Raw genomic sequence first — 16070 nt, forward strand, 5'->3', positions numbered from 1 at the left:
ATCTTCAGATTGGACCCGTTGCCGGCTACCAGCCGCCCTGCCAACCGCTCATCAGGCCGTACGGCAGTCGCTGTGGTTCCTCGTCAGGCAGGCCCTTGAGGAAGTCGAAGTCGCACCCTTCGTGGGCCTGGTTCACGTGGTCGATGAAGAGCCGACCATAGCCGCGACGATATTTCGGTTCCGGAAGTTTGAGTTCGGCCAAGCGGTTATCGATTTCTTCTGCCGGGATGTCCAAGTCGAGGCGCTGGTTCTCGACGTCGAGCACAATTGGATCACCATCGCGGACAATCGCCAGCGGGCCGCCCACGGCAGCCTCTGGGGAAACATGCAGGACTGTAGTGCCGAAGGCCGTGCCACTCATCCGGGCATCTGAGATCCGGACGATGTCCCGGATACCGCGGCGCAGAAGTCTCTCCGGGATCGGCAGCATGCCCCACTCGGGCATACCGGGAGCCCCAACCGGCCCGCTGTTGCGCAGGACCAAGACTGAGTCCTCGGTGATGTCCAGATCGGGGTCATCAATCCTGCGTCCCAGATCGTAGATGTCTTCGAACACCACTGCGGAACCCTTGTGCTGCAGCAGGTCCTTGGAAGCGGCGCTCCTCTTGATGACAGCGCCGTTGGGCGCCAGGGAGCCACGCACGACGGCGATGGCTCCGGAGGCATCGAAAGGCGCCTCCAGCGTACTGACCACCACGCCGTCAGGTTCGGGAGCACTAAGGTAGCCCTTCTCAAGGGACTCGCCTGTGACGGTTATTGCGTCCTTATTTAGCAGTGGCGTCAGCTCCTTGAGAACGGTGGAGATTCCGCCAACCTGGAAGAGTTGCTGGACCAGGTACTCGCCGGATGGACGTACGTTAACAATTCGGGGCGTCCGTTGGGAAATCTCATGGAATCGGTCCAAGGGCAGCTCGTAGCCGACACGCCGTGCTAGAGCCAGCAGGTGGACCACTGCGTTGGTGGACCCTCCCACAGCCATCAGGAGTGTGATGGCGTTATCGAAGGCCTCCTTTGTCAAGATTTCGCTGGGCTTCGGCCCCTGTGACAGCGCCATCTCCACCGCGCGGCGTCCCGTTGCTTCCGCTGCCTGGGCACGGCGCGCGTCTACCGCGGGGATCGACGCGGTACCCGGCAAACACATGCCAAGTGCTTCAACCAGCGAGGTCATGGTTGAGGCCGTACCCATCTCACTGCAGTGCCCGGCAGAGGGCTTCGCGGCCGACTCAAGCTCGTCGAAGTCCGCCTCGGTAATCTTTCCTGCGCGCAGTTCATCTGCGTACTTCCACGTGTCTGTACCGACACCGAGCTGTTTCCCGCGGAAGTGTGCGGGCTCCTGGGGTCCGCCGGTCAGCATGATCGTGGGAACATCGGCACTTGCTGCTCCCATAAGCTGTGCCGGGACAGTCTTGTCACAGCCACCCAGGAGTACGATCGCGTCCAAAGGGTATGCCCGGATGGACTCTTCGACGTCCATGGCCATCAGGTTGCGGAACTGCATGGCCGAGGGCTTCATCAGGCTTTCGCCCAAGGAAATTGTGGGGAACTCCAGCGGCAGGCCGCCGGCCATCAAGACACCGCGCTTGACCGCATCAGCCAGGAGCTTGAAGTGGATGTTGCAGTTGACCAGTTCCGACCAGGAATTGGCGATGCCAATGACCGGCTTGTCCTTGAGCGCAAAGCGTGAGAATCCCTCAGCTTGGATCGCCGTGCGGTGAACAAATCCGGTGAGATCATGCGGCGCGAACCATCGTGCGCTGCGGAGGTCCTTGTAGTTTGACTCTTCCATTTCCTTCAAAGCTCCTTGGGCTTGTTCAGTTGACAGGTAATTGGTGGCGTTCCTACGCAGCTGTTGTGCCGCCGTCGAACGCCATGCTGGTTCCGGTGGCAAAGGTCCCCTCGACCGCCAGGAAATAAATAGCGGCTGCCACCTCCTCTGGATCAGCGAGGCGGTTCAGCGGCACGGTGCCTTCTTTCGACGTGAGGGCCGCCAAAGGATCCGGTGCCGCCGACAATCCGGCGCGCACCATGGGCGTATCTATCGGACCTGGGCAGACGGCGTTGACCCTGACGGAGGGCGCAAGTTCCAGGGCCAGCGCTTTGGTGAGTCCCACGACACCGGCTTTGGCTGCGCAGTAGTGGACGAGTCCTGCAGCGCCAACAGAGGCCAGATCGGAAGCGACATTGACGATCGCACCCCGGCCGGCCCGCCGCATATGGAGTGCAGCCTCGCGTGCCACATAAAAGGTGCCGGACAAGTTGGTCTGCAGCACCTCATGCCAGTGGTCATCGGTGAGGTTTTCCAAGGCAACATGTCCTGCTACACCTGCGGCGTTGACCGCCACGTCCAAACCACCCATGACGTGGATCGCACTCCTCACAGCGTTCCTGACGGCCCCGGCATCGGAGACGTCGGCAACCAGAGTGTGGGCATCGGTGCCGATGTCCGCGGCCACCCGCTGCAGTTCTTCAGGCCGGCGGCCCAACAACGCCACACGGGCGCCACGGCTTGCGAACAACTTGGCCGTGGCTTCCCCGACACCTGACGAAGCTCCAGTAACGAGCACGCGCAGGGGGCCGGTTCGTAGTGGTTGGTTGCGGTCCATCATCGTCGACGGGCTCCTCTTGCTAGGTGGTGTCGGGCTGGTTCCTTCAACTAAAACAGCGCTATCCCGGCGCCATGTGTCTCACATTGAGACACAGCACACACCCGCAACATTCCTAGGCTGATCAGTAGATGCCGCCGTCATTCTGCGGCACAGCACCGCCTGAGAGCGGTAAAGACTAAGGAGTCCTCTTGGAACAGCAGAACCGCATTGGGGTTGGCCTGATTTCGGTCGGATGGATGGGCAGGTTGCACTCCCGCGCTTACCTGGCCACCAAGCAGTTCTTCCCGGAACTGCCACGGCACCCGGAGCTTGTGATCGCCGCGGATCCCGACGACGCCGGCCGCCATCATGCCGAGGATGCCCTCGGGTATAAGGAGACCGCCACTGACTACCGCAAGGTACTGGAGAACCCGGATGTGGATGTGGTCTCCATATGCTCCCCGAACTTCCTCCACCATGAAATAGCCCTTGCCACCATCGAGGCCGGCAAGCACTTCTGGATCGAGAAGCCTATGGGACGGAGCGCCCAGGAGTCCCGCGAGATCGCGCAGGGGGCCGAGGCTGCGGGGCTGATCACCTCGGTGGGCTTTAACTATCGGCACGCCCCGGCTGTGGCGGAGGCCCGCAGGCTGATTCGCTCCGGCACTCTGGGCCGCATCACCAACGTGCAGATCCGTTTGCTCACCGGCTACGCCTCGGATCCAAGCCAGGTGTTTACTTGGCGTTACGAGCAGGCCCGGGCAGGTTCGGGAGTCCTGGGTGACGTCTTGAGCCACGGGTTCGACCTCGCCCAGTTCTTGGTAGGACGCATCACCTCTCTGAATGCTGTGACGGAGACGTTCATCAAGGACCGGCCTCTTCCGGCGGGAAACTCCTCGAATTCCTTTGACATGGGCCAGGCGTCCGAAGTCACCCAGGAGGTGGAAAACGAGGACTACACGGCAATGCTCGCCCGGTTCGAAGGCGGCGCGATCGGCATGTTCGAGTCCACCCGGGTAGCTATTGGACCCCACGCGGAATACATCATCGAGGTCTACGGCACCGAGGGCTCACTCCGCTGGAACTTCGAACGGATGAACCAGCTGGAAGTTGCCACGGACCGCAGCGGCTACCGAACCATCATGACGCCGCCGTCCTACGGCGAGTTCGGACGCTTCCAGCCGGGTCCGGGTCCGGGCATAGGTTTTAACGATCTCAAGACCATAGAGGCTGCCCTGTTCCTGCGCTCAGTGGCCGAAGGTCAACAGCTGGGTCCGTCTGCTGCTGACGGCTGGTCTGCCTCGGAACTGGTGGATGCATCGCTGCGCAGCGCCGGTTCCGGGAACTGGGTTGAGATCCCGGAAGTCTCCGGACACACCACCTACCAGGCCTGAACCGCCACCATCACCCCACTCACAAAAGAGGAGGCCGGATCACGACGATCCGGCCTCCTTCTTAGGTTTGCTGACTACTTGGCGAAGCGGAACAGCTTCTTGTTCGCGAACTCCAGCATTCCTACCTTGCCGAGTTCCCGTCCATACCCGGACTTCTTGACGCCGCCGAACGGTACATCCGCACCGCTGAGGTCATAGGCACCGACGAAGACCATGCCGACGTCGAGCTGGTTGCCGACGCGCTCGGCGCGCTCAACGTCGTCGCAAATCACCACGGAACCCAGGCCGTACGGCGAAGAGTTGGCCAGCTTGATCGCCTCAGCGTCACTGCCGACCTTGTAGAGCTGCGCAACAGGGCCAAAAAGCTCCTCGCTGTAAACGTCCATGGACGGGGTGATGTTGGTGATAACCGTCGGCGTGAAGACGTTGCCCTCGGGCTCATTGTTGCCCACCAGGATCTCGGCCCCCTGGTCCAAGGCACCCTGCACCTGCGAGGCCAGGAATTTGGTGGCGGAAGCCGAAGACATCGGCCCGAAATCACCGTTCTCGTAGGACTGGCCGGCGATGGCCGCCTTGAACTTCTCCGAGAACTCATCGAAGTACTTGTCCATCACGACGATCCTCTTGGAACCGTTGCAGGATTGGCCTGTATTGCCCATGCGGCCCATGACGGCCTTCTTCACTGCAAGGTCCACGTCATCCGTATCGAGCACCAGGAAGACGTCGGCCCCACCGAGCTCCAGCACGCACTTCTTCAAGGCGCGTCCGGCCTGCTCGGCAACGATCGCACCCACCTGCTCTGAGCCCGTGAGTGAGACGCCCTGTGTACGATCGTCGGCAATGATGGTGGAGATCTGCTGGTGCGTGGCGAACAGGTTGACGTAGGCGCCCTCCGGGAAGCCTGCGTCGCGGAAGAGTTCCTCCAACGCCAACGCCGATTCCGGGCACTGGCTGGCGTGGCGGACGATCACTGTGTTGCCCAAAATGATATTCGGAATGGCAAACCGTGCCACCTGGTAGTAGGGGTAGTTCCACGGCATGATGCCCAGGATCACGCCGAGGCCCTGGTACCGGAAGAAGCTCCGGAGCCCGTCTGCTACTTCGAGTTGCTCATCGGCCAGCCATTCCTCGGCGTGCTCCGCGAAAGCGGCCGCAATGGAACCGGAGAACTCAGCTTCGCCCACTGCCTGCTGCAGCGGCTTGCCCATTTCCCGATTGATGATGGCGGCCAGCTTGTCCTTACGCTCGACAAACAGGTCCGCAAGACGCTTGGCCAAGGCCGCCCGTTCGGCCACCGTGGTGGTACGGGACCACTCCTGGTAGGTCCTCTGTGCTGCGCTGAGCCCGGCTTCCACCTCGGCATCAGTGGCTGCGGGGTATTCGGCGTGGATGGTTCCGGTAGCCGGATCAGTAACGGCAAATGCGCTCATGATGAATGCTCCTTTGTTGCGAAAATTGGAAAGAACGGGCAAGCCCGTAAGACGACGGGCGGGACCGCTGCGTAGCGGTCCCGCCCGGTGCGCTCAGCGCGTTTCAGGTGCGGTGGTGGCAGCGTAGAAGCGCTGGCGCTCACGGCCCTTGAGATGCTTGGCGATGCCCTCGAGCGTTGCGGGTCGCTCCGAAGTCATCGGAGCTCCAACGTCCCAGAAGGCGCCATTGCCGGAAAGGTAGCGCCAGGGCTCAACTCGGGCCACGATCACGGCGGGGCCTTCGGCTTCCTGCGCCTCGGTGAGGGCGGCCGAGAACTCCTCGATGGTCGTCGTGGACCAGGCAGCACAGCCCATGCTGGCTGCGTTGGCTGCGATGTCGAAGTCGAGGATCGCCCCGTCCAGTCGACCTGACTCTTTGCTGCGTTCCCGGTACTGTGTGCCGAATTCGCGGCCAGGACCACCCTTGGCAACTTGGAGGGGCCAGATGCACTGGTGGCCACGGTTGTCGATAACGATAGTGATGATCTTCTTGCGTTCCTGGACTGCCGTGACCAGTTCGGTGGGCTGCATGAAGTAGGTACCGTCACCGATCAGGACATATACCTCGCCCGGCGCATCGGGACGAGCCAAACGGTAGCCGAGGCCCGCCGGGATCTCATGGCCCATGCAGGAGTTGGCGTATTCAAAGTGAATTTCGGTGCCGTTGGAGGGATCCCACGCCTTATGGATGCCTTCAACCACGCCGCCGGAGCCCAAAATCAGGGCGTCGTCACTTGTGGTGCGCTTATTGAGTACGTCGATCACCTGGGCCTGGCTCATCAGTTCGCCGGCGAAATCCTGAAGGTCGTGCTTGCGCACCTCCATCGTGGCCTTGCGGGCATCTGCGATGTCGCTGCGGAACTCGTCCGACGTCGAGTACCCAACGGCCGCCAGACGCTCCCGCAGAGCAGCCAGCGACAGCCTTGCATCGCCGATGACCGGGAATGAGCCCATCTTGTGGGCATCGAAGGAGCCCACATTGAGGTTGACGAACTTAACATCCGGGTTCTGGAACAGCGAATGCGAGGCCGTGATGAAGTCTTGGAGACGCGAGCCGACAGTGATGACCACATCTGCGCCGTCCGCGATCTCGTTGGCGCCAACGGTTCCGGTCACACCCAGAGCACCGAGGTTGAGGTCGGTGATGGGTCCGCTGCCCTTGCCCGCGTAGGTCTCTGACACCGGGATGCCGAACTCCGCGCTGAAACGTGCCAGTTCCTCCTGTGCCTTGGAGTAGCGGACACCGCCACCGGAGATCAGCAGCGGACGCTTGGCGTTGCCGATAATTTCTGCTGCATCCCTGTACTCATCTTCCACGGCCGGACGACGGCGAATGTGCCATACCCGCGGCGTGAAGAAGGATTCCGGGAAGTCGAACTCCGCGCCCTGAATGTCCTGGGGCAGGCAAACAACCACGGCCCCGGTTTCGACGGGATCGGTGAGTACCCGCATGGCTTCAGGGAGTGTGGAGAGCAACTGTGCCGGGTGGGTGATCCGATCAAAGTAGCGGCTGACCGGGCGGAAACAATCGTTGGCCGACACATCACGTTCCACCGGGTGCTCGATCTGCTGGAGCACCGGATCACCGAAACGGTTGTTGATGATGTCCGCAGGGAAAAGAAGCACCGGGAGTCGGTTGGTGGTTGCCGTGGCCGCTCCGGATACCATGTTGGTCGATCCCGGGCCGGCTGAGGCCGTGCACGCAAGTGTTGCGGCGCGGTTGGAAGCCTTTGCAAAGCCAATGGCCGCATGGACCATGGACTGCTCGTTTTTGCCCTGATAGTGCGGGAAGTCCACACCATATTCGTCGATTCCCTGCGCCAAGCCAACGGAGTTGCCGTGGCCAAAGATGCCGTACATTCCGGGAACGAGGCGCCTGCGTTCACCGTCTAATTCGCTGTACTGGACCTGAAGGTATTCAACGATTGCTTGTGCGACTGTGCGGCGGCGGACGGCCTTTTTGTCGCCTGCGGTGTTGACCACGGTGCCGATGTCAGCAGCGGCTGTGCTAGTCATGCGATCTCCTAAATTCGAAGGTGCGTCGGCATTTTCCACACCGATTCGCCCGAACTTCAGGTTTTCACCGCGCGAAGGCGCCGGTGTGTCCCAGTTTGATACGCGGCCCGGCCATGGAAGACAAACAGCAGCCGACGGCGGAACTTGAGTCCCGCCGTCGGCTGCTGTTCTGGCTGTTGTCCTTTTAGTCGAAACGGTAAGGTTCCTGGGGCCCGACGGAGGGCAGCGGGCGCGGCCGTTCGCAGGTGCTTTCAATCCGGATGTGTCGGCCTTGCTCCGAGGATGCTTCGAAAGCAAGCAGAACCTCCAGTACGTGATAGGCGAAGTCGCCGCCGGTCCGGGGTTCCACGCCGTTGCGGATGGCGTAACCGAATTCGGCCAGGCCGATGCCACGGTAGGCGTCGTCCCGGTGGGTGATGGGCGTTTCGCGCCAATCTCCGCCACCGGGAGGTGTCATGTCCAGCGCAAGGTCGCCAGGCTCGCCGCGGCGCAGCACGGGAGCGCCGGAGAAGTGGTCCGGGTTCGGAGCGGCCAGCGAACCGCCCGTGCCGTAGATTTCCAGGTGCGGCAGGTTGTGGTTCCAGATGTCCCAGCTGACGATCACCGTAGCTGTAGCGCCAGACTCGAAATCGAGGGTGCCCGTGACGTGCGTGGGGGTCTGGATCTGGATGACTTCGCCCTCTTTGCCCGGGCGGGGACGGGTCTCGGAGGAACGCGGCGTTGTCGCGGATACCCGCTTCACCGGGCCGAAGAAGTTCACCAGATTGGTGATCAGGTACGGGCCGATGTCCAGCATCGGGCCAGCCCCGGGGCTGTAGAAGGGGTCCACGTTCGGGTGCCAGTGCTCATAGCCCCGGCACGCGAACGATGCGAAGGCCGCCACCGGCTCGCCGATCCAGCCGTCGTCGATGAGCTTGCGGCTGGTCTGCATGCCGGAACCCAGGAACGTGGTGGGCGCGGAGCCGACTTTGACGCCGGCTGCCCTTGCTGCGTCCAGGATCTGCTTGGCTTCCTCAAGGGAGGTTGCGAAGGGCTTCTCCGAAAGGACATGTTTGCCGGCCGCGATCGCCTGTAGGGTGACCGGTGCATGGAGCTTGGGCGGCGTGAGGTTGAGGACCAACTCCACGTCTTCATCTGCGAGCAACTCGTCCGGAGTGAGGGCCTTGGGAACGTCGTACTCGGCAGCACGCTTCCGCACTGCCTCGGGGTTCACATCCGCGAGCGCAACGATGTTGACGTCGGGGTGGACGCCGATCTTGTCCAGGTATTGGTTAAGGACATTTCCGACGCCGATGATGCCGACTCGAATGGGTTCCATGTGAATCTCCGTAAATGTTTGTTGGAACATCCCGAGGCGAGGAATATACCTCGCCTCGGGATGGGTTGCGATAGCTGTCGGCTAGCCGGCCAGGCGTTCCTGGCGGGCCTTCGCCGTGGCTGCCTCGTCAACTGCGCCGTCGGTGATAACGACGCCGTAATCGGCAGCTGCGGCCTCGGCAGTGACGCGGGATTCCCGGTAGTCGTCGAGGACTGCCAGGACGTCACGCTCCAGCGGATCGCCGTAGCCGCCACCGCCGGGGGTGATGGATACGACCTTCTCGCCCGACTGCAGGTCGTAGCGGCCTACTACCGGGATCTCGCGCCGTTCGCCGGTCTTGAGGTCCTCTACCCAGGCGGACGGTTCTGCCCCGTCGTGGCCGCCACGGACACCCTTGGGCGGGTTGATCTTGCCTTCGATGCCGTAGGTGAGGGTGACGCTCTCCCCACGGGGTTCCATGGTGACCCGGGTTGCGAGTCCGCCGCGCTGGCGTCCCGCTCCGCCGGTGTCGGCCACCAAGGTGCGTTCGTGGACAAGAATTGGATAGCGCTGCTCATCGACTTCCACGCTGTCGTGGTAGAGAAGGGCTCCGCAAACAGGACGCTGGTATGTGGGCCAGCCGTCAACGTAGGGAGTAGCCGGGCCACCAACCCCGCCCACCAGGATCTGGTTGACGTAGGCGTTGCCGTTGCGCTCGTCGATACCCGAGATCACCGACTTTGCCGGTGCCTGCCCGGCGGCGCCCTCAGCGGTGCCGTAGCCGTCGTCGATCTGCGAGAAAGCGGCCTGCACAATGTTGACCACCCGGTCGGCCAGGTTGGTAGTACCCGACGAGCAGGAGTAGGGATGTTTCGGCACTCCTACGGCGCAGCCGTCGCGAAGCAGCACCTCCACCCGGCGGAAGGTTCCGGCGTTGCTCGGCAGGTTCTCCGGGATGCCGGAGAGGATTCCTGCCAGTGCCGCGCCAGTGGCTGTGGCCTTGGTCAGGTTCAGGCCATTGGGGAGGTTGTCCGGGTTATCCCGCAGGTCAATGATGATCTTGCCCTGCTTGGGCTTTACCTCAAGGGTTGCCTGCAGGTGCACGCCTTCCGGGCCGGTACCCGGGAAGGGATCGTGGTCAGAGGATCCGTGGAGGACGTATTCGGGCAATGTTTCGATCGCGCTCGCGGTGAGTCGCTCGGAGTAGTCGAACCAGGCGTCCACGAAGTCTTCAAGGTCTTCCACCCCGAACTTTTCGGCAAGCTCGTGGATGCGGCGCTCGGCGATGCGCGAAGCCCCGACCGACGCGAGGTAGTCGCCGTACCATTGATCGGGGACGCGGATGCGGGACCGGCACATACGGATGATGTCGTCAATGTCCGTGTAGTCGCGCTGCACCCGGACGCAAGGGAAGATCAGCGCACCTTCTTCATAGACGTCCCGGGCGGTGGCAAAGAATGTGGTGGGGAGCGAGTTGCCGCAATCTGCCTGGTGGGCTTTGGTGACGGCGGTGAACAGATGCCGTCCGTGGACGAAAATCGGAACCAGGATCACATGGTCTGCGGCGTGCGAGTTTCCCATGTAGGGGTCGTTATGGAGAAACGCGTCGCCTTCGCGGATGTCTTTGTGCAGTTCCACCATGTCTTCGCCCAAGGGGCCGGCACCAAAGACGTGTACCGGTACACCCTCTGCAGCAGCGAGGAGCTGGTTGTCCGCTGTAAGTACTGCGCAGGAGAAGTCGCGGGCAGTGTTGATCACGGAGGATCGGGCCGAACGCAGCAGGCCGCTGGTCATTTCGCGGACAATGCCGTCAAATGCGTTGGCCAGTACCGAGAGCTTTACGGGGTCAAATTCGCGTGTCATTCCCTACGCCTCCTTACGGGTGAGGTAGATGTTGGATCGTTCGTCAAGCGTGGCGTTCCACTCTGGTGGGACCACGATGGTGGTTGTGGGTTGGTCGATGACGGCCGGGCCTTCGATCTTGTCCCGAGGGGCAAGGGTGACGCCTCGGTAGCGCTGGGTGCTGAAGCTCTCTCCGCCGAAGACAATGGAGTCGGTGCGGTGGACTTCGGTCTCCCGGCTGATCCCCGCTTCTTCCTTGGTGTGCTCCGGCCGCGGGATTTCCACGCGGACACCCCAGGTGATGATCTCCACCCGGCTATCAGGATCGTGTGTGCCGTTGCGACGGTCGTGCTCTTCGTGGAAGGCGCGTTCAATGATGCCTGCGGCGTCGCTTGCGGTATCTGGCGCAGCGTCCAGGTAGACACGAAGGTCCCAGGCTTGGCCCGGGTAGCGGGCATCAACGAAGTAGGTGACGTTGGGCTCGTCTCCCACGCCATCGAACCGCTTCACGAAGTCATGTGCTTTGCCTGTGAGGTCCTCCACTGCCCGTGAGGCTGATCCGGCATCAAAGCTGCGGGTGTCGTTGTGCAGCGGCGAGAGGAACTCCGTCGCGATCGGAGCGCGGTGTGCTCCGTACGCGGCAAGCACACCGGCGGTCGCTGGGATGAGGACAGTGTCGGCTTCGAGGAGTACGCCGATGGCGGCCGCTACCATGGCACCCGCGCCGCCGCCTGCCACGATGAGCGCACCGCGCGGATCGACACCCTGTTCCAGGGAAGCCTGACGAATGGCCGTGGCCATGTGGTTGGCTGAGACGTCCAGGATGGCCTGAGCTGCCTGCAGGGTGTCCATGTTCAGTGGGCCGGCGATCCGGGTATCGATGGCGCGGACGGCGGCCTCGCGGTCCAGCGTGAAGCCTCCTTCAAAGCCATCTGCATCGAGATAACCCAGCGCGACGCAGGCGTCAGTGACGGTCGGTTCTTCGCCGCCCCGCCCGTACGCGGCCGGTCCTGGAGTGCTGCGGGCGCTTTGGGGGCCAACGCGAAGCAGGCCACCGCCGTCGATCCACGCGATACTGCCTCCACCGGCGCCAATGCTTGACACGGCTACGGAGGACAGACCGGTGAGGTGACCGACGAAGGGCTCCCCGAGCCACGCCTCCCGGGTGTGCCGGACGACGCCCTGTTCAACCAAGGACACGTCGAAAGTGGTGCCGCCCATGTCGCAGACAACGACGGTGTCCCGGTCCGGGGCGGCAGCAGCGCCAACCAGCGGTGCCATGGAAGGTCCGGAGTTCAGCAGGAGGACGGGACGGTCCAGGACGTCCACGACATCGAGCACCGCACCCTCGGACGTGACCACCAGCAGGTCACCTTCGAAACCGTACTCCTGGAGATCGGAACGCAGTTTGCCCAGGTGGTCAGCCATCAGTGGCTTCAGGGAGGCGTCGATCGAGGCTGCCGAGGAACGGCGGTATTCGCGGATAGTCGGGTTGGCTTGGTTGGAGAGGGTGAACGGAACACCCGGCAGAATCTCTTGGATGAGTTCCGCGACGCGCTTCTCGTGGGCATCGTTGATGATGGACCACAGGAAGGAGACTGCTACGGCTTCGATGCCCTGTTCCTTGAAGGATCCGAGGACTTCGCGGACCTGCTCTTCGTCCAGTGACACCAGGACGTCGCCCTCGGCAGAGATGCGCTCGGTGATTTCGAAGGTCAGCTGGCGGGGAATGTAGGGCGGCGGGTAGGAGGCCTTTGAATCGAAGGCATCCCTGCGGCCACCTTCACGGAGTAGGAGGGTGTCGGCAAAACCGTCCGTGGTCAGCAGTGCCGTTTTGGCCACTTTACCGGTGAGAACAGCGTTGGTGGCGTGGGTGGTGCCGTAGACAATAACGTCTGCGTTACGCAGAACATCGTCACCGCTCCAGCCAACGGACTCGGCTGCGCGGCGGACTGAGGCTTCGAAGCCGGTAAAGACGCGGTCGTAAGTGGTCAGGGCCTTGCCAACGGCCATGTCCCCTGTATTTGATCCGACCACCACATCTGTGAACGTGCCACCGGTATCGACGGCGATGCGGTACCTCGCTTCACCCGGTTGTGTTTGTACTTCGCTCATGGGATTTCTGTCTTTCTAGGAGTTGAAGTGTTTATCGCTGGGGCTTGGCCACGCGGTTGCGGAGCAGCCCGACCTTTTCGATCTCGATTTCGACCGTGTCGCCCGGTTCGAGCCAGACGGGAGGGTTGCGCTTGGCGCCGATGCCTTGCGGTGTACCTGTGGCAATGACGTCTCCGGGTTCGAGGGTGAGGAAGCTCGACAGGTAAGAGACAACGCGGGCGATGGAGAAGATCTGGTACTGCGTGTTGGAATGCTGGACTTCGATGCCGTTAACCCGTGTGGTGATGTCCAGTGCCTGCGGGTCCCCCACTTCGTCCAGCGTTACCAGCGCAGGACCCCAGGGGGTGGAACCGTCTACGGCTTTACCGGCCAGCCATTGGGTGCCTCGGTACTGGAGATCTCGTGCGGTGATGTCGTTCAGGGGCGCCAGTGCGGCAACGTAGTCCAAGGCTTCGTCCTCGGACACATCACTGGCCCGGCGGCCAATCACCACAGCGACTTCCCCTTCAAAGTCGAGGTTTTCACTGACCCGGGTTCCGCCGATTTCGTCCTGTGGGCCGATCATCGTTGACGCAAATTTTGCGAACACATCCGGGTATTCAGGGAACGCCCTTCCGGTTTCGGCCACGTGGTCCTTGTAATTGAGGCCGATGCAGAGCACCTTTGACGGGTCCGCCACAGGGGTGGTCAAGGTAACCTCAGACAACGCGCCGACGCGGGCCACGGGGTCCTCAGCTGCTACAGCAGCGATCCCCGCCGAGATCGCCGGGATCCGGTCGCCGTAAAGGTCCAGGAAACCTCGGACGGAGCTGGTGGCGCCGTGAACTGCGTCCGTGGATCCTTGGAGCAGCAGTTCGAGATCATAGACAGCGTCGTCGATCAGGACACCGCCGCGAACGCCGGATTCGTTTTTGTAGGAGACGATCTTCATGGTTACTTCTCCCCTTTCGTGGCCGTGCCATCTGCCACGGCGAGCACGGCATCGGTCAGTCGATCTGCGATGTCCTCCGCGACCTTTTCGTCCATGGGCGTGGACAAGGACAGCAGGTTGGCTGGCGAGCCGAGCAAACCCCGCTCATAGGACGCCCACCACAGTTCATGCTGGGTGCGCTCGCCCACTTTCTCCGCGCCTGAGGGAACAGCCCGCAGCAGCGAACCCCGCCCACGTATTTCCCAGCCGGCGTCTGCGATCCGCGCGTTCACGGCGTCCCGTGTTGTGTCGCCGAGGTGATTCAGTCTCTTGACTTCTTCTTGAGTGAAAAGGCGTAAAGCAACTGCTCCGGCTGCCATGCTGACCGGGTTCCCCGAAAACGTGCCGCCGTGTGGCAAGCTGCCGGGGCGGGTCGGATCCACTTCGGCCATCAGCTCAGCACGACCAGCCACTGCTCCCACGGGGAACCCTCCGCCAATCAACTTTCCTGTGGTGAGCAAGTCCGGAGAAACGCCGTACTCTCCACTGAAGCCGTTGAAACCAAGCCGAAGGCTGATGACCTCGTCAATGATCAGAACGATCCCGTACCGCGTGGCCAACTCACGGGCCGTGTGAACGAAGTCCTCGGAAATCCGGAGCAGGCCAGCACGGTTCGGCAGCAGGTCAAGGATTATCGCAGCATAGGATTCCGGTGCTGCCTCCACCTCCTGACGCAGGGTCTCGACATCGTTGAGCGGCACCGCAGTGACGTCATTAATGACACCCTGAGTGACTCCCCTTTGGTAGGAGGGGCCGCCTGGAACCAGAGCGACCTCGGATGTGCCGTGGTAGCCGCCCTTGGTGACTATGACGCGTTCCCGCCCGGTGCTGGCCCGCGCAATGCGAATCGCGGACATCACCGCTTCCGTGCCGGAGTTGGCAAACCGCACCTGATCGAGGTCGGGTAGACGGGACAACAGCAGATCGGCCAGGTCCCACTCGTAGAGGTTGGGGATTCCCCAGCTGGCACCGGCTGTGAGTGCCTTGGTGGCGGCCTCCGTGATCTCAGGGTGGGCGTTGCCGTGTATCAGGGACGTGAAATTGTTGTTTGCATCGATCAGTTCGTGGCCGCGGTCATCCCAGACACGGTACCCCTCGCCCCGGATGGCGTAAGGGCTCGGGGCACCTGTGTAGTACGTCGATCGGCCATAGCCGCCGGGCAGCAACGGGAAGCCGCGGGGTCCCCTGCGCAGATGTGGATCCTCCGCGGGGTGGTTCTGCGTGATGGCGTTCTTTTGCTCTGTTCCCACTTGGTTCTCTCCAGTCTTTCAGTTCACGAGGTCGATCAGCGGCTGCCCCGTCAAAGCCAGGCGGACCCTCTCCACGGCGCCCTCCTGCAGAGCACCCGTGGAGCGGTTGGAACGCCACGCAATGTGGGGCGTCAGGATGGTGTTGGGCGCTGAACGAAGCGGGTGTTCAGCACCGAGTGGCTCTTCGGCGAAGGTGTCGATGCCGGCGCCGGCAATGTACCCGGAGGTGAGCGCCTGGGCAAGGGCTGATTCCTCGATGAGGCCGCCACGAGACACGTTGACAACCACCGCACCTTTGCGCATCCGGGCCAGAACATCCTTGGAAATGAGGTTGGCCGTATCCGCAGTCAGCGGCAGGTGCAGTGAGACGACGTCGGAATTCTCCAGGATGTCTTCCAGAGTGGTCAGGTCCACAAAGCTCTCCGTGACGAATGGGTCGTAGGCCCGGACCTTTGCCCCAACAGCTTGATACATGCGGGCAACGTGCTGGCCGATGCGGCCCATTCCCAAAACGCCGACCTCTAGTTCGGAAAGAACCGGGGTGTCGTAGCCGATGGTCCCGGCCCAGCCGAGGTCCCGGATGGACGCATTACCAGCAGGCAACCTGCGGGCCAAGGCCAGGCCCATGGCAAAAGCATGCGAGGCAACTTCTTCCGACGCAGTCCCAGGGACAATGGATACCGGAATGCCGGCCTCGGTAGCTGCGGCAACATCAATGTTGTCGTAGCCGATTCCATACCTGATGACAGCCTTGCAGTTGGACATCAGAGGGAAGTCCACCGCCGTGAGTTTCGCGTACGGAGTGATCATCACGATGTCGGCGTCGGGAAGTCCTTTGCGAAAGGAATCGGCGTCGGCAGCCGGATTGAGTGTGTAACCGAACTCCTTGGCGAGCGCGTGCTCGCGGTCCAGGTTCGGAAAGTGATGTGGGGCCACAAGAATGGTTCCGTGGGCATCGCGGGTCATAGTCGTCGTCCTGTTCGTTTTTGTACCCTCTTGATCTGCCAGCGCCCCGTGGAGGGGTGCCGGTGTCCGGGTAGTTTCAAGTAGAACGCGCGTCCGTATGGCTGATCCGTACCAGATCGAGACACCTGGGTGGGACACTGTCCCAGCTTCGCCAGGCTGTTTGGCA

The 16070-nt window shown here is 62.3% G+C and carries 11 protein-coding genes; 1 reads left to right on the forward strand and 10 read right to left on the reverse strand.

What is annotated here, in order from left to right:
- Nucleotides 1-25: 25 nt before the first annotated feature.
- Together AC1RJY_RS04480 and AC1RJY_RS04485 are read right to left on the reverse strand one after the other, a co-directional pair.
- Nucleotides 26-1786 carry an IlvD/Edd family dehydratase gene (locus tag AC1RJY_RS04480; protein ID WP_498601533.1) on the reverse strand — a complete coding sequence of 587 codons (1761 nt, stop codon included), beginning with the start codon at nucleotides 1784-1786 and terminating at the stop codon, nucleotides 26-28.
- Between the two features lie 52 nt (nucleotides 1787-1838).
- Nucleotides 1839-2606 (reverse strand): SDR family NAD(P)-dependent oxidoreductase, encoded by a 768-nt coding sequence (locus AC1RJY_RS04485; protein WP_017197455.1) that lies wholly within the window; start codon nucleotides 2604-2606, stop codon nucleotides 1839-1841.
- Nucleotides 2607-2794: 188 nt separating this feature from the next.
- Between AC1RJY_RS04485 and AC1RJY_RS04490 the strand changes: the two genes are divergently transcribed.
- Nucleotides 2795-3979: a Gfo/Idh/MocA family protein gene (locus AC1RJY_RS04490; protein WP_498601535.1), complete on the forward strand. Its 1185-nt coding sequence runs from the start codon at nucleotides 2795-2797 to the stop codon at nucleotides 3977-3979.
- A gap of 74 nt (nucleotides 3980-4053) precedes the next feature.
- Here AC1RJY_RS04490 and AC1RJY_RS04495 read toward each other — a convergent pair whose 3' ends face one another.
- The 8 genes from AC1RJY_RS04495 to AC1RJY_RS04530 form a co-directional block, all read right to left on the reverse strand.
- Nucleotides 4054-5409: an aldehyde dehydrogenase family protein gene (locus AC1RJY_RS04495; RefSeq protein WP_026005296.1), complete on the reverse strand. Its 1356-nt coding sequence runs from the start codon at nucleotides 5407-5409 to the stop codon at nucleotides 4054-4056.
- Between the two features lie 93 nt (nucleotides 5410-5502).
- Nucleotides 5503-7464, reverse strand: coding sequence for a 3D-(3,5/4)-trihydroxycyclohexane-1,2-dione acylhydrolase (decyclizing) (gene iolD / locus AC1RJY_RS04500; RefSeq protein WP_498601536.1), 1962 nt, complete (start codon nucleotides 7462-7464; stop codon nucleotides 5503-5505).
- A 184-nt stretch (nucleotides 7465-7648) separates the two neighbouring features.
- Entirely contained in the window at nucleotides 7649-8782 is a 1134-nt protein-coding gene (locus tag AC1RJY_RS04505; RefSeq protein ID WP_286140309.1) for a Gfo/Idh/MocA family protein, read from the reverse strand.
- A gap of 81 nt (nucleotides 8783-8863) precedes the next feature.
- Nucleotides 8864-10624, reverse strand: a complete 1761-nt coding sequence (locus AC1RJY_RS04510) for a hydantoinase B/oxoprolinase family protein (protein WP_014921500.1) — start codon at nucleotides 10622-10624, stop codon at nucleotides 8864-8866.
- Between the two features lie 3 nt (nucleotides 10625-10627).
- Nucleotides 10628-12718, reverse strand: a complete 2091-nt coding sequence (locus tag AC1RJY_RS04515; RefSeq protein WP_014921499.1) for a hydantoinase/oxoprolinase family protein — start codon at nucleotides 12716-12718, stop codon at nucleotides 10628-10630.
- A gap of 31 nt (nucleotides 12719-12749) precedes the next feature.
- Nucleotides 12750-13649, reverse strand: coding sequence for a fumarylacetoacetate hydrolase family protein (locus tag AC1RJY_RS04520; protein ID WP_014921498.1), 900 nt, complete (start codon nucleotides 13647-13649; stop codon nucleotides 12750-12752).
- A 2-nt stretch (nucleotides 13650-13651) separates the two neighbouring features.
- A complete protein-coding gene (locus AC1RJY_RS04525; RefSeq protein ID WP_014921497.1) occupies nucleotides 13652-14938 on the reverse strand; it encodes an aspartate aminotransferase family protein in 1287 nt (428 codons plus the stop codon).
- 18 nt (nucleotides 14939-14956) lie between these two features.
- The gene (locus tag AC1RJY_RS04530) at nucleotides 14957-15904 is read right to left on the reverse strand and encodes a C-terminal binding protein (protein WP_014921496.1); all 948 of its coding nucleotides are present in this window, start codon (nucleotides 15902-15904) and stop codon (nucleotides 14957-14959) included.
- Between the last annotated feature and the right edge of the window lie 166 nt (nucleotides 15905-16070).

Source organism: Arthrobacter sp. GW822-FHT05G07, assembly GCF_058799755.1.